This is a genomic window from Mesorhizobium sp. B2-2-4, assembly GCF_006442375.1.
Taxonomy (GTDB): Bacteria; Pseudomonadota; Alphaproteobacteria; order Rhizobiales; family Rhizobiaceae; genus Mesorhizobium.
Map to the genome: position 1 here is coordinate 188,561 of NZ_VFWB01000004.1, position 13,581 is coordinate 202,141.

The 13,581-nt window shown below is 59.9% G+C and carries 14 protein-coding genes and 2 pseudogenes; 9 read left to right on the forward strand and 7 right to left on the reverse strand.

What is annotated here, in order from left to right; all coding sequences use genetic code 11:
* Positions 1 to 56 precede the first annotated feature (56 nt).
* Both FJ959_RS11870 and FJ959_RS31725 read left to right on the forward strand, forming a co-directional pair.
* Positions 57 to 974 carry an NADP-dependent oxidoreductase gene (locus tag FJ959_RS11870; RefSeq protein ID WP_140581490.1) on the forward strand — a complete coding sequence of 306 codons (918 nt, stop codon included), beginning with the start codon at positions 57 to 59 and terminating at the stop codon, positions 972 to 974.
* A 159-nt stretch (positions 975 to 1,133) separates the two neighbouring features.
* The gene (locus FJ959_RS31725) at positions 1,134 to 1,310 is read left to right on the forward strand and encodes a hypothetical protein (protein ID WP_181171891.1); all 177 of its coding nucleotides are present in this window, start codon (positions 1,134 to 1,136) and stop codon (positions 1,308 to 1,310) included.
* A gap of 237 nt (positions 1,311 to 1,547) precedes the next feature.
* On the opposite strand, the gene FJ959_RS11875 is transcribed toward FJ959_RS31725, so the two are convergent.
* The 3 genes from FJ959_RS11875 to FJ959_RS11885 all read right to left on the reverse strand — a co-directional run bounded on the left by FJ959_RS11875 (position 1,548) and on the right by FJ959_RS11885 (position 4,690).
* On the reverse strand, positions 1,548 to 2,612 hold the full coding sequence (locus FJ959_RS11875) for an AraC family transcriptional regulator (protein WP_210239512.1): 1,065 nt from the start codon (positions 2,610 to 2,612) through the stop codon (positions 1,548 to 1,550).
* Positions 2,613 to 3,077: 465 nt separating this feature from the next.
* On the reverse strand, positions 3,078 to 3,785 hold the full coding sequence (locus FJ959_RS11880; RefSeq protein ID WP_140581493.1) for a peroxiredoxin-like family protein: 708 nt from the start codon (positions 3,783 to 3,785) through the stop codon (positions 3,078 to 3,080).
* Entirely contained in the window at positions 3,785 to 4,690 is a 906-nt protein-coding gene (locus FJ959_RS11885) for a LysR family transcriptional regulator (RefSeq protein ID WP_224704938.1), read from the reverse strand. Before FJ959_RS11885 ends, FJ959_RS11880 begins: the two co-directional genes overlap by 1 nt.
* Before the next feature lie 281 nt (positions 4,691 to 4,971).
* Here FJ959_RS11885 and FJ959_RS11890 point away from each other — a divergent pair.
* Positions 4,972 to 5,817: pseudogene (locus FJ959_RS11890) on the forward strand (IS3 family transposase); the annotation flags it as partial.
* 80 nt (positions 5,818 to 5,897) lie between these two features.
* On the opposite strand, the pseudogene FJ959_RS32170 reads toward FJ959_RS11890, so the two are convergent.
* From FJ959_RS32170 to FJ959_RS11905, 3 genes and pseudogenes are all read right to left on the reverse strand, one after another.
* Positions 5,898 to 6,113: pseudogene (locus FJ959_RS32170) on the reverse strand (HAD-IA family hydrolase); the annotation flags it as partial.
* A gap of 207 nt (positions 6,114 to 6,320) precedes the next feature.
* Positions 6,321 to 6,797, reverse strand: coding sequence for a redoxin domain-containing protein (locus tag FJ959_RS11900; protein WP_210239513.1), 477 nt, complete (start codon positions 6,795 to 6,797; stop codon positions 6,321 to 6,323).
* Positions 6,798 to 6,833: 36 nt separating this feature from the next.
* Positions 6,834 to 7,640 (reverse strand): SDR family oxidoreductase, encoded by an 807-nt coding sequence (locus tag FJ959_RS11905; protein WP_140581505.1) that lies wholly within the window; start codon positions 7,638 to 7,640, stop codon positions 6,834 to 6,836.
* 330 nt (positions 7,641 to 7,970) lie between these two features.
* Here FJ959_RS11905 and FJ959_RS11910 point away from each other — a divergent pair, with 330 nt between their 5' ends.
* The 4 genes from FJ959_RS11910 to FJ959_RS11925 all read left to right on the forward strand — a co-directional run bounded on the left by FJ959_RS11910 (position 7,971) and on the right by FJ959_RS11925 (position 10,331).
* Positions 7,971 to 8,252 carry a GNAT family N-acetyltransferase gene (locus tag FJ959_RS11910; RefSeq protein ID WP_224704909.1) on the forward strand — a complete coding sequence of 94 codons (282 nt, stop codon included), beginning with the start codon at positions 7,971 to 7,973 and terminating at the stop codon, positions 8,250 to 8,252.
* A 211-nt stretch (positions 8,253 to 8,463) separates the two neighbouring features.
* The gene (locus FJ959_RS11915) at positions 8,464 to 8,997 is read left to right on the forward strand and encodes a cytochrome P460 family protein (RefSeq protein WP_224704907.1); all 534 of its coding nucleotides are present in this window, start codon (positions 8,464 to 8,466) and stop codon (positions 8,995 to 8,997) included.
* A 212-nt stretch (positions 8,998 to 9,209) separates the two neighbouring features.
* The gene (locus FJ959_RS11920; protein WP_140581506.1) at positions 9,210 to 9,743 is read left to right on the forward strand and encodes a DUF1993 family protein; all 534 of its coding nucleotides are present in this window, start codon (positions 9,210 to 9,212) and stop codon (positions 9,741 to 9,743) included.
* A 63-nt stretch (positions 9,744 to 9,806) separates the two neighbouring features.
* On the forward strand, positions 9,807 to 10,331 hold the full coding sequence (locus tag FJ959_RS11925; protein ID WP_140581509.1) for a hypothetical protein: 525 nt from the start codon (positions 9,807 to 9,809) through the stop codon (positions 10,329 to 10,331).
* Positions 10,332 to 10,365: 34 nt separating this feature from the next.
* On the opposite strand, the gene msrA is transcribed toward FJ959_RS11925, so the two are convergent.
* Complete coding sequence (msrA, locus tag FJ959_RS11930) at positions 10,366 to 10,902, reverse strand: peptide-methionine (S)-S-oxide reductase MsrA (RefSeq protein ID WP_140581512.1); 537 nt, start codon at positions 10,900 to 10,902, stop codon at positions 10,366 to 10,368.
* Positions 10,903 to 11,226: 324 nt separating this feature from the next.
* Here msrA and FJ959_RS31730 point away from each other — a divergent pair, with 324 nt between their 5' ends.
* Both FJ959_RS31730 and FJ959_RS11935 read left to right on the forward strand, forming a co-directional pair.
* Positions 11,227 to 11,373, forward strand: coding sequence for a hypothetical protein (locus FJ959_RS31730; protein ID WP_181171889.1), 147 nt, complete (start codon positions 11,227 to 11,229; stop codon positions 11,371 to 11,373).
* 431 nt (positions 11,374 to 11,804) lie between these two features.
* Positions 11,805 to 13,499: a thiamine pyrophosphate-binding protein gene (locus FJ959_RS11935; RefSeq protein WP_140630258.1), complete on the forward strand. Its 1,695-nt coding sequence runs from the start codon at positions 11,805 to 11,807 to the stop codon at positions 13,497 to 13,499.
* Positions 13,500 to 13,581 lie beyond the last annotated feature (82 nt).

Here is a 13,581-nt window from a genome sequence, read left to right on the forward strand (position 1 = left end):
GACTCTACGTTGCCCGACCATCTCAACAAACAACAGATGACCGAGGAGAAATTCCGATGAAAGCAATTGTAGTAACGGATCAGGCTGCCGGAACGGCCGGGATGAAGCTGGTGGAGCGGCCCGAGCCGCAGGCTGCCATAAACGATGTCGTCGTACAGGTTCATGCGGCGGGATTCGTCAACACCGAACTGGAGTGGCCCTCGACCTGGGCCGATCGAGCCTTCCGCGACCGGACGCCGTCGATCCTCGGCCATGAGCTGGCCGGTGTGGTCACTGCGCTCGGCTACGGCACCACGGGGCTTTCAATCGGTCAGCGGGTGTTCGGCCTCGCGGACTGGCATCGCGACGGCACGCTCGCGGAGTATGTAGCGATGGAAGCGCGCAATCTCGCGCCACTTCCGGGCGATGTCGAGTTCACGGTGGGCGCGAGCCTGCCGATCTCGGGCCTGACCGCGTGGCAGGGACTGTTTCAGCATGGCCGCCTTCAGGCGGGGCAGAGCGTCCTTGCGCATGGTGCGGCCGGGGCCGTCGGGTCGATGGTGACGCAGCTCGCACGAGAGGCCGGCGCCTACGTCATTGGCACCGGACGCTCTGCCGACCGTCAGAAGGCGCTCGATTTCGGCGCGAATGAATTCGTCGACCTCGAGAACGACACCCTGGAAGACGTGCGCGGCATCGATCTGGTGTTCGATGTCATTGGCGGCGACATGCAGAAACGGTCCGCGGCGCTGATCCGAGCCGGAGGTACGCTGGTGACCGTCGTCGGACCGGCCGACGCGCGGCCCGTGGATGGCCTGGCGGTCGATTTCGTCGTCGAGTCCGACCGTGCCCAGCTGAGCGAGATCGTCCAGCGGGTGCGGGACGGACGGCTGCGGACGAACATCGGCAAAGTCGCGACCCTCGGCGAGGCGATCGCCGCCTTCAACTCGACCGAGCGGCGCGCGGGGAAAACGGTCATCCGTGTTCGCCCGTGAGCGACACGAGCGCGACGTAATCTGCGGTGCGCCGCGAAGCCGCGGCGGTCGCCGTCTCAATGTTTGCCGAGCATCCCGGGCGCGTCGCACTGAGCCGAGGTGACGTTAAATCGTGGAGCTCAGCGAGGGTTGCAGCAAGGAATTGCTCCGGAGTGCGAGATGACCGATGGCGCGATCCAAGAGATCCTGGAAAAGTCGATAGATGATTTGCCCGCTGACCTGCGCAGCAGGTTTGTGGCCTCGGTCCTAACCTTTGGGAGCGTCTATCAGCTCGGGGACAGCCGCTCCGAACGCATTACAAATGCAGTATTGGAGCGGCTTTTCCGGCGCTCGTGAAACCGACTTCGGACTTACCGTCTCTTCGATGTCGGGAAGCCTATATCAACGGCGGCATGCGCTTACTCATTGAAGTGCTCCCGTTCGCTTTATCTGGACCAGACCCGCTTCATCATCCCTCGCCAAACTCGTTCCCCGTCAGCGCCTTATTCAGAATGGGCCGGCGCAGTTGGATGCCGTTAAGCTGGTTAAGTGCTACTTGGCATCCCTCAAATAAGCAGTCCAGTAGGTCCTATCCTAAGGATTGAATGACGAATCGCCCATGTCTTGTATGTCTCGGTACCTCGAAGGATCGCAACCATGCATCTTCCGAAAGGTGCGGGAGAAACTGCTGCGACTTGTATAGCCCACACCATGGACGATCTGGTCGATCGATAGGCCGCTATTCTTCAGGAGGACTACGGCTTTGCGCATTCTTAGGTCACGAAGGGTCGCCATAGGCGGTTTCCCGAACAGACGAGTGAAGCGAACCATGAATACGGATCGACCAAGACAAGCGGTCCGCGCCAAGCTCTCTACCGAGTGCGGGAATTCTGGATGGGTGACCATCTCCGCAAAGGCACGCGCGATCCGTGGGTCGCCTAACATAGAGAATCGTTCCACCCATAGATTTTTGGTTGTAAGTGATCGTCTCAGTAAAGTAACGAGTACTTGCTTCATTAAAGCTGCGGTCATGGCGCCGGTCCCGACCTCCTGGGCAACTAGTTCGTCCATCGCCGAACTCAGCCTATGATCGAGTTGGTCCGTTGCACCAAATTGTTCCACAATCGGGCACGTGAGGGTTCCGAAAAGATCTATTGAAGCGCCGTACGTGGCACGGAAGTACCCGCAGATCAGCATGACCTTGGGCTCGCCTCTACCTGCAGCGAATCTGCTCAGGGCTCCAGAAACCGATGTCCGGGCGTTCTCCTCGGTGATTGTGAGAGTTGCTGGATGCCGCTTATCGTCAGCACCCTCAATACAAAAAGATTGCCCAGCAGGAACAATGATTAAGGTATGCGGCCGGAGATCGATAGGAGTATGATGGCCGATAATCATCCGACCCGTCCCTATAAGGTCATAGTGGATGCCAGGAGCGTTGGTGGTGGCCATCGTCAATCTCCAGCCTGGACCAACCACGCATTCAGAAAGCTTGACGAACTCGACCTCCATGGTCATCAACAGATTGTCTAGGTCAGAAGGAGATATTCGTACAATCGGTTTGCAATTCATACTTTCTTTAATCTTCATTGCCCGTTGAGAAGTGCCAACCTTATCGGCGCAATGGTGATCGTTATCGAAAGTGTAAACAAATGCTGACATTGGGCTTCTCACTTGTTCTTGGACAACTCTGAGTTTTGGTGAAAGGGAAGTTTCCCTTGCGTCGTGCTCTTCTCCAGCCACATGCGTCCTCCTTCGTCGTGCCGAGCGCGTCAAACAGATGCGGCTCACTTGCGGGTTCGATGCCACACCGACGTCGGCTGGGTTACGGATGCATAGTCGTCAGCCACGGATGTTCACGCTTTCAGGATACTGCATCGCGAAATGCCTATCGCCGCCCAGACCGCCTGCGGGTTAATCGGTGGAAGCAGCCAAATGCTATGGCGATGCTCACGCGATTGAAAATGCCGATTTGCTGGGGATTCCATAGCTCGCTGCTATGGTCTACGGGTGGTTTCTTGCAGAGGATCTGGATCACAGCCGCGCGATCCTTCAGCCAGCATTTGCGATCGCAACGCTCAGATAGGCATACGCGGGGCCGTGCGGACTGTGGAATCGCGACGCGAACTATCTTGCAGAGCGCAGCGCCACAAGCATGTCCTCGGTCGCCATACGCGTGCGGTAGTCCGGGTCGACGAAGCGCGCATGGACGATCCCATCGGTGCCGACGATGAAGGTGGCCGGGATCGGCAGCATCCATTCATTGGCGCCCTGAGACACCGACGGATCCCATCCAGAGCTGATCATCATGTGCTTCATCTCGTCGTCGACGGAAAACGCGAGGCCGAGGGACATCGCATAGCCGTTATCCATGTCGGTGAGAACCGGAAACGGCGCATTGGCGTCGGACTTGAGCCACATAGCGAACTTTGTGCGATCAGGCACGATCGCGGCGACGTGTCGGTGTTCGGTAGCGATCTGTTCCTCAGCACGGGCCAGCGCGTCGACATTGATGCGACAATACGGACACCATTGCCCGCGATTGAATGCGATCGCCACCGGCCCTTCGCCGAGCAAATCGTTCAGGTGGACCAGGCGCCCCTGCTCGTCGGGCAGCAAGAATGCCGGCATCGGCTCCCCTACCTGGGGCGCTGTTGCGCCAGCGCCGGCTTCGACGAGACCGTTGACGAGGGCATCGACCGCTTCAGCGAAATGCGGGCCCAGCCGCCGCACTTCATCCGAGAACGCCTGGAGCCGATCGGCCAGCGGTGCCTCCAGATCGCGGCATCGGATGAAAGCGACTTCGAGGATTTCACCAATGGGGCGTTCGGCCATCAATGAGCTCTCCTCTGCCGCGCCGGTCGTACGTCGAAGCTCCAGTCGGCGGCGCGCAGCAGATTGAGCAGAGTGGCACAGGCGACCGCGCGGCGTCGACCCGCAACCGTGTACGCTGACACAGTGCGTGCGAGTTCCAGGCGCATCAGCGGTATTCGGCGGAAGCCAGCCGTGTCCGAGGTCGCATTGGGGATGATCGCGACGCCAAGGTTCGAGTCGACCAAGGCCAGCAGGTCCTCTTGCGTCGCCACTTGGTGCCTGGCAGTGTTGACGACGCCGTTTGCTTCCAGGCGGGTCTTGAGCTCTTCGACCATCTCACATTCGGTGTTGATCACGAGGGTCTCAGAGGCAAGATCCCTGAGCTCGACTCTGTCTCTGCCCGCGAGCCTGTGAGTTCGATTGACGACGAGGTGAAATGGTTCCTCGAAAAGCGGGAAAGCATCGAGGCGAGACCAGGGCTCATTAAGCGGGCCGGCGATTGCCAGCTCTGCGGTGCCCAATCTCAGGTATTCGGTGACCTCGGCGCCCGTGCCGCGACGCAACTGCAGTTGCAGACCCGGGAAAGCACGCGACAGCTCCCGCAGCATTGTTGTGAAGGGATTGAGCGCGACGGTCCGCGAGACCGCAACTGATAGGGGCGCGGCCTCGCCCTCGCTGATCGATGCAGCCACCATCTTGGCCGTAAGGGCTGATTGGTAGCACTGGCGCAACATCGGCAGCATGCGCTGGCCGAGTTCCGTCAGATGCGACAGCGCACGCTCGCGTCGCAGCAACTCGCCACCGAGCTCGGTTTCGAGGCCCTTGATCGCGCGTGACAGGGACGGCTGGGTGACGTTGCACTGCTCGGCTGCCTTGGTCAAATTCAGGGTTTCGCTGATTGCCAAGAAGTATCGAATTTGGTGCATCTCCAAAGCACGACCCTCACTACCTACTCATGGTGGGAACTGGGAACGTACCCGCGGCCACGATGCCGTCAGGCGCAACTTGATCGTGTCGAAATATGTCTATAGCGGTGTGACCAGGGACATGCTTGTAACCATACCCGAACGGCGAGCGAAAGAAAGACCGTCACGTTCCTCCCAGCCCTTCTTCTTCGCCATGGCGTTGATCGAAGAACCGCACATGACAAGCAAGACGACCAACAAGTTCTCTCCCGAAATCCGGACCCGTGCGGTGCGGCTGGTTGGTGCTGCCGATCGCCCCGTCGACCTACCACGACCATATCGCCAAGCGAATCGATCCCTCCCGGCTGTCGGCTCGGGCGAAGCGGGACGAGGCTTTGAAGGATGAGGTTCGACGCGTGTTCGAGGCGAACTTCCGCGTCTACGGCGTTCGCAAGGTCTGGCGGCAGTTGCAGCGCGAGGGCTTCGACGTCGCCCGCTGCACGGTTGCCCGCCTGGTGAGGGCTATGGGTCTTGAGGGCATCATCCGCGGCAATCCGATCCGCACCACGGTGAGCGACAAGGCCGCACCTTGCCCTCTCGATCACTTTAATCGCCAGTTCCATGCCCCGGCGCCGAACATGCTGTGGGTCTCCGACTTCACCTACGTCGCGACCTGGACGGGCTTCGTCTATGTCGCCTTTGTCATCGACACCTATGCCCGCGGGATCGTTGGCTGGCGGGTGAGCCGGACGGCGCATGCGAGCTTCGTCCTGGACGCTCTGGAACAGGCACTCCATAATCGGCGGCCGATCCACCGCGGCGGGCTTATGCACCTAGCGATAGAGGCAGCCAATATGTCAGCATTCGATATACCGAGCGCCTGGCGGAGGCCGGCGTCGAGCCTTCGGTAGGCAATGTCGGCGACAGCTACGACAATGCTCTCGCCGAAAGATCAACGGTCTCTACAAGGCCGAGGTGCTCCATCGACGCGGACCATGGCGCAACTTCGAAGCCGTCGAGTTCGCTACGCTCGAATGGGTCGACTGGTTCAATAATCGCCGGCTGCTGGAGCTCATAGGCAACATCCGCCGGCCGAAGCCGAGGAACGCTACTACGCCATGCTGGATGAACCAGCCATAGCCGCGTGACTCAAATGTAACGGCCTCCGGAAAACCCGGGGCGGTTCAGACATCGTCGAACAATTGCGTATCGGAGCGAAGACCCAAGTTCGAAGACTGTAATCAAGTGACTCACGCGTGACCGTCCAGAAATCCTGGTAGCGCCCCATCAGCGATCGCAGCCAACTGTATTCGAGCTGCTTCATGCGCCAGATCTGCGTGATGTAGTCGGCATGGCCCGGGAACGACGCATCGGTAATTTCTGAAACCGAATGCACGTCATAAAGCGTGCCATATGCATCGAACACAAATGCCTTCACCATGATACGAACTCCTGTCGCTCGCGGTTTCTCATGACTGACCGCCCCGATGAACAGCACGAACTCATCATCGACGCTATTATCGTCTCCATCTCTGTTCTCGATGGGTCCGAAGCACGTTCGCCAATGCAATCTACAAATCTTGGTTTCGATGAATAGTCTCGGCTCCAACGCCGCCAACTAGCTCTGCGGTCCTTGCTTCACGATTCTATCTCACCTTTTCGATGATGATTTCAGGTAGCGGACCATGCCCAATACGTCATCAGGAAGCAGACGTCCGATCGCGCCCGTCGAGTAGACGGCCGTCACAATCCGACTCTCGGGATTCAGGACGAAGCCAGTTGCTTGGAGATAGACGGGATCGTCATTGACGAAGGCGCCGGTGGCCGCGGAGACGGCTCGTGCATCGGCCCCGTGGGCGACCGGAAAGCCGAGTTTATACTTTGCGACGAGCGCCTCCGTCTTTTCACGATCGTCCACCGATACCGAGGCGACCTTGATGCCTTCCTCGGCGAATTTGTCTGCCGCCCGCGCAAAAGCTGCAAGCTGGGCGTTGCAGAACGGACACCAGGAACCGCGGTGGAACAGGATCACTCCGTATCCGCCAGCGAGATCGCCAGGCAGATCGACTTCGCCGCCACCAGCGCGGGCAAAGGTTAGAGACGGAAAAACATCGCCGTTTTGCAGCATCGCGATAGGGACTCCTTGTTCGACCTGTGTGCCGCTCTAAAGGGCAGCGTGATCTTTCACCGCTTCTTCGAGCGCGGGTTTCATACTGAGCATGCGTTCATCGACCGTAGCCGGATTCTCTCGATTCAAGGCTATCATCTGGGCGCGAACCTCGCCGCCACGGATCACTTCGAACGCCTCAGCTTCGATGCCCGCAGCGATCGCTTCGGCGACGGCGGAAGCTGGCTCGCGCGAAAACCCGAGTTCGGGCCCTGCATGATTTGATTTCATCATCGGTGTGTCGGTGCCGCCCGGATAGACGGTCAGCACATGGATGCCCTCCCCTTTCAGCTCACGCCGCAGCGCCTCACCGAAATGTGCAAGCCCGGCCTTGACTGCCGCGTAGGTGGAATAGAACGGAGCCCCTACCAATGCGATGCCGGAGGAAACGTTCACGACCATGGCGTCACCGCTCTCACGGAGGACCGGCAACGCTCCGCGCGTCAGCAGGATCGGGGCCGTTAAGCCGACATCGATCATCGCGTGCAGTTCGGCTTCATCGGTCTTTTCCAAACGACCGGCTCGCACGCCGCCGGCATTGTTCACAAGGACATCAAGGCCGCCGAGAGCGGAAACGGCCTGCTCGAGCGTCACGGCGCGTCCTTCGGCTGTCGAAACATCAGCTGCTATGCCGTGGATCTCGGTAGTTCCGGTTTGCAGGGATCGAACGGCTTCAGCGACGACTTCCGGACGGCGTCCGCTTATCGCCACTTTCCCTTGCTTCGCCAGCAATATTCGCGCCAGCGCAAGCCCTATGCCGCTCGATCCGCCGGTGATGAGAATGCGCTTGCCGGTGATGTTCATGCCCGTTCACCTATAGGCAGCGCGTATTCGAAAGTGTCGGCCATAACAGGAACTCCGAAAATAATGGTCTGCCGCCAGAGCAGATTGGACGTGGCGGGCGCGAACTTGGTCTGCTCATCCCTACGCGCCCAAGAATACAGCCCTCGCCCCTGCCCCGAGCGCGATCCGACGGCCGACGCTTTCGCGTCAAAAACGTAGGTCCGTAGATCGCGCAGCGAATCCATAATCCGTCGCCGTTCGTCCAGACGCGGGCGTTATTCAGCGTGCGGCCGCAGACCGCCGCACTCGTGCCTGCTAACTTTGTCGGCCTCTGAGCGAAGGAGACGGAAAGTGCAAAGCGACATCAGGGACAACCCGGCCATGAACCGGTTTGAGATGTCCCTCAGCGGCGATGCGCTCGCGGTCGCGTACTACAAGATCGAGGACGGCCGGGTCGTGCTGCTGCATACGGAAGTACCGCAGGAGCTATCTGGCCTTGGCTACGGATCGCGGCTGGCGCACGGCGTTTTCGAGGCCTTGCGGCGCGACGGGAAACGAGTGATCGCAAAGTGCCCCTTCATGTCTTCCTACGCCACCCGGCAACCCGAATATGGCGCACTCCTCGATGGTTGACCCAAAACCAACCCGTATTGCCCCCAGACAGACCTTTGGAGAACGATATCTCACGCCTATCAAATGCATGTCCAAAGGGAATTTCTCATTTCGTCGACAGAGTCCGATCCTGGGGCTTGCCAGCCCGGTCACGAAGCCCGCCGCTTCCAGGGTGCTTGAACCCCTCGCACCGAGGGGGGGTGCCCCGTGCGAGCAGCAAAGGAGACCTCCAATGAAATTATCGAGGACAGTCAGCCTGGGTGTTGCGATCGTCATGGTCGCCGGCGCCGCCGTGTCTCTCGCGCAGATGAGCCGAGCGGCTCCAGTCGATCAAAGCGCAAATGTGGCGGACGCCGCCGGGAACTCGCATGTTCCGACAGATTACAGAACGCTTTACCAGGCGCTCGGCAGTTGGGCGATTGCCGCCGATAGCGGGCAGAGCTCGAAGCAGATGCACACCGTTTACGCCTCTCCGGGAACGATCGACGCATATCGAAAGACCGGGCACTTCCCGGATGGCGCCGTTCTCGTGAAGGAAGTCTTTGCGACCTCGACGAACGAGATGACCCCCGGCACGGTAAGCCACGTCGACAAGCTCAAGGGCTGGTTCGTCATGGTGAAGACAGCAAAGGATCGCACCCAGGCAACCCGCTGTGGGGAAACGGTTGGGCTGGTCGTGGTTCGATGCAGACAAGCCCCTCAAGACCACCTCGACAAACTACCACACCGATTGCCAGGGTTGCCACGTGCCAGCAAGGAACACTGACCGGATTTACGTGAATGGATATCCGGCGCTCCGTTGCTAGATGTCAATGCGCGTGAGCGTTCTCGCTGCGGTTCGCGGAGCTTCGACGCCTATCTCGAAGGACGCCACGAGCAAGAGCGGAACCACGGGAATTATTGTGACCATTCGCTTCGGTTATCGACCTTCTGGGACCAACCGACGTTCAGACTAGAAACGAACCCACGGAGGTCAGTGTGTCCTTCTCGGTCTATGAGATCACAGTCCCTGTCATGGTGCATGGACTGAACGTGATGGATGACTATCTCGATCACGCCCAGGCGCTCGAGCGGGCCAAAGGGTTTGAGCCGGGACGAATATTAGGCGAGCGGCTCGCACCCGACATGCTGACGTTTGGAGAACAGTTCTCTGTAAGCTGCAACAAGGTTGACGCGCACATGGCGAAGTTGATGCAGCGCGACCCGACACCGCCCCGCACCACTGCGATGATGTATCCGGCATTGAAGGGACGGCTCCTCGAGACTCGCGGCTTCTTGCAGAACGTGCAGCCGGACGAGATCGCAGGTGCCCAGTCGCACACCTATGAGCTGACCCCACCTATCGTGCGCGGATGGTATGGCGGCGACGACTACATCCGGTACTTGGTGCTACCTGACTTCTTTTTCCACATCTCGATAGCGCATGCGATCCTCCGGCATCTCGGGGCGAAAATCGGAAAGCGCGACTATCTCGGCAATCTTACGCAGCAGAGCGGCGGAGATTACTCGTGAGATGCGGAGCGATGCACAGTACGAGGCCTTTTAGAGTGAAAACGAACTAACAGGATACACAAAGTGAGCGAGTTGCGAGAAGTCATTGGTGCGCTGCAAAGTCATGTCGAATTTGAGGCCGCTGTAGGCGAGCTCGAAGCTGCGGGGATCGACCGCTCTCGAATAAGCTTCCTCGCGCAGGAGGATATAGCTGCGACATGCGCCGGCACCGTTGGTTGCGACATCAGACAACTGCCCCGTGTGGAGGTCAGCATGAGCGACGACCGGCAACAAGTTCGCACACTTGTGACCTCGCTCGCCGCAACTGTCGCGTCGTTCGCCGGCGCTGGCGCCGTTCTTGCTGCGACTGGCGGAACGGCGGCGCCAGCCGTGCTGGCGGGATTGGCTGCCGGAGGCGGAGTGGGCGGGCTGGCCGCCTTGTTTGGACGGGGCCACGAAGCGTATGTGCACGAATGGGCCGAGAGACAGGTCCTCAATGGTGGTATTGTGTTGATCGTTCATCCTGCGAGCGCAGAACATTTCGATGCCGCCGCCGCCATTATGCGACGGCATTGCGGGACCGATGTGTTCGCCTCGCCATCAGCGTAGCAGCGAGCTTCGCCCATCGACATTGGCAGGTCGTTCAGGTTTGCAGCTTGGCAGTTCCAGATTTGCGGAATGCATGAGATGAAGGAAGGCGCCAGTCCGGCCTAACAAAGTGGCAGTTGTACCCTTGCCGATGTCTTTGCAGGTAGTCCTGGTGCTCCGGCTCGGCCTCCCAGAATCGGTCTTCCGGGTTGATTTCGGTCACTACTGGACCAGGCCACAAGCCGGAGGCCTCGATTTCGGCGATCGTTTCAAGGGCTGTCTCCTTCTGCTGTGCATCGGTGTAGAAGATGGCGGAACGGTAGCCCGATCCAAAGTCACTCCCTTGCTGCTCGTACGTCGTCGGATCATGAATTTGAAAAAAGCGTTCTAGGATGGCGCGGTAACTTACGATCAGAGGATCGAAAGTTACCTCGATTGCCTCGGCATGCCCGTGATGACTGCCGTAGGTCGGATTAGGGAGATCACCGCCGGTGTAACCGACACGCGTTGAACCTACGCCGCGGACGCTTCGAAACATCTCCTGCATTCCCCAAAAACACCCGCCGGCAAGGATCGCCTTCTCCGTAGCCATGTTTGCCTTCCTTCAGCCGGCCAGATACCGCTTTGCGAGAGTAGCGATCGCCGACCCGGTCGGATCATAGAATGCGGGCATCCAATTGATAACCAGCCGGGATGAGATCATCACCGGCGATCGTGGTATCCAGTCCGGAAGATGCCCAACGATCGGATCTGGCGTGCAAAGCCACGAGAACACAGCGAACGCGGCTCACGTGTCGGCCGTGACCTCTGTCGTGCAGACGCTGCTCGCACACTTCCTTGCGCTTGAGCCGACGCAAGAGGCGGCGGACGCTCTCGTGGCCCGCCTCCGCCGAGCATCGCGGCATGTTCCCCGTTTGTGGCTGACGACGACCAGCACGCAAGTCCGGTTTCTGCCTATCAGGAGGAGATCGAAGCCTGCATAGGGCGGATCGTCGACGACGCGGTCAGCCAGGACACCTATACGCGCCGCATGACAATTCGCCCGCAGGACGGGCAGACCTGACACTCCGACAGACAACCCGAGAGGACGAATGGCAACCTGGGGCTGCATGTAACCACGACGCAGTTTCGATCGCGCCTGGCGCACGAAATCCTCGATCGAGCGGAGCGGACCGTCACCATGTACCTTACGGTGCGGCCCGACGATACCGCCGTCAGCGCTGCCCTTGAGGAATTGATCCGTGCGGATTTAAACCGACGCTGACAACACAATTGCCGCCTGGCGCTCGGCCGACCGATGTAGGTTCTGGGCGGGCCAGCCCGGAATACATCGGGGCATGCTATTCATAACTCGGCGTTATCACCGCGCGGCAATTCCTCCTGTACAACAAGCCGCTTAATGCGAGAGCGCAAGGCTGTCGCAGTGACGCCGCGGCATCGGCCCGGGCCCGGTGGTCATTTCGAAAAAATGCGGGGCTATCGCGGAAGTAATCCATGTCGCGTACAGTCGCAGAAGCCCTCGTCGATGTCCTGGAAGAGGTCGGCGTAAAGCAGATCTTCGGCTTGATCGGCGACTCGCTCAATCCGCTGGGCGACGCTGTACGGCAAAGCAAGATCGAATGGGTCGGGGTTCGCCACGAAGAGGGAGCCGCATTGGCTGCGGCAGGCCAGGCCAAGCTGACTGGCCAGCTCGCCGTGTGCGCCGGAACAACGGGTCCTGGCAGCACCCACCTCGTCGCTGGCCTCTACGAGGCCGCGCGCGACCATGCACCTGTCTTGGCGTTGTCGGGAGAGATGCCGCGACGTCTGAAAGGGATTGACTATCACCAGTATACCGAGCCGGACCTGCTATTTCGCGACGTGTCGCTCTACACCCAAACGATAACGGCGCCAGCACAAGCGCCCGGCGTGATCCATCAAGCGATCGCCTCCGCATACGCGGGCCCAGGAGTCGCGCATTTGACGCTCCCCCAGGACGTGCTGTCCAGCAAAGTCGAACACGCCGTTCCGAGTGTGGCAACTCTTGGTCCGCGCAGCGAGATCACGCCTGGCGAGAACGAAATTGAGGCGGTTGCTCGTCACATCGACGAAGCGACGTCGATCACGATCCTGTGCGGCGCGGGATGCCGTGGCTCCGCAGAGCTGCTCCGCGCATTATCAGACCGATTGAAGGCGCCGCTCGTCCACACTGTTCGCGGCAAGGAAATCATCGCATATGACGATCCGCGATGGATGGGCGGGCTCGGCATGATCGGCAGCAAACCGGTCTACAATGCGGTCCAGGAGTGCGACCTCCTGCTTATGCTCGGTACAGACTACCCTTATTCCAATTTCCTGCCGACCCACGGAAACGTCATTCAGATCGATGAGCGGGCCGTAGCGATTGGACGACGCACGTCGACGGTGCTCGGCGTACAAGGTTCGGTGCGTCCGACCCTCGCCGCGCTCTTGCCGAGACTGCGACAGAAAATCGATAGCACATTCTTCGACAGCGTCGCGCGCAGCCGCCGCGCTTGGGACGAACTCCTCGACAAGCAAAGCGACCTGATGCGCAACCGCGGCAAGATCCATCCACAGGCTGTAGCGCGCATGGTTAGCGACCTTGCGAAGGACGATGCCGTGTTCGTCTTCGACACGGGCCTCAACACCCTTTGGTCAGGAAACTGGATTCGACAGAACGGCAAACAGCGCATTACCGGTTCGTTCAACAATGCGGCCGTCGGCACGGCACTCGGGCAAGCAAACGGAATACAGGCGCTCGATCGCGCGCGACAGGTGATCGTCCTTACCGGGGACGGCGGCTTCAACATGTTGATGGGCGAATTCCTGACAGCGGTCCACCACCGTTTACCCGTCAAAGTCGTCGTCTTCGACAATGCGGCTTTCGGGCTCATCACGCTCGAGGCGGAAAGCGTGGGCATTCTTCCGTTTCACGACGCGATCGAATTCCCAAACCCCGATTATTCTGTGCTGGCACGTGCTTGCGGCGCGCAGGGTTTCACCGTCCGCGATCCCGCGCTACTCGAGGCGATTTTGATCGAGGCACTCGCGTGCCCGGGCCCTGCAATCGTCGGATGCGGCGTGGTACCTGACGAGATGCCGAACCTGCCACATGTCGAACTGGAGCAGGTCGGCGGCTACGCTGTCGCGAAAATCAAGGAAGCGATCGCTGCCTTCACCGGCGGCTGACGGATTCCCGTCTTTTTGCCCCCCATCCACCCCAAAACTCGCTGCCTTGCAGCTCGCGCAGGCCGCATTCAGCCTGCAATCA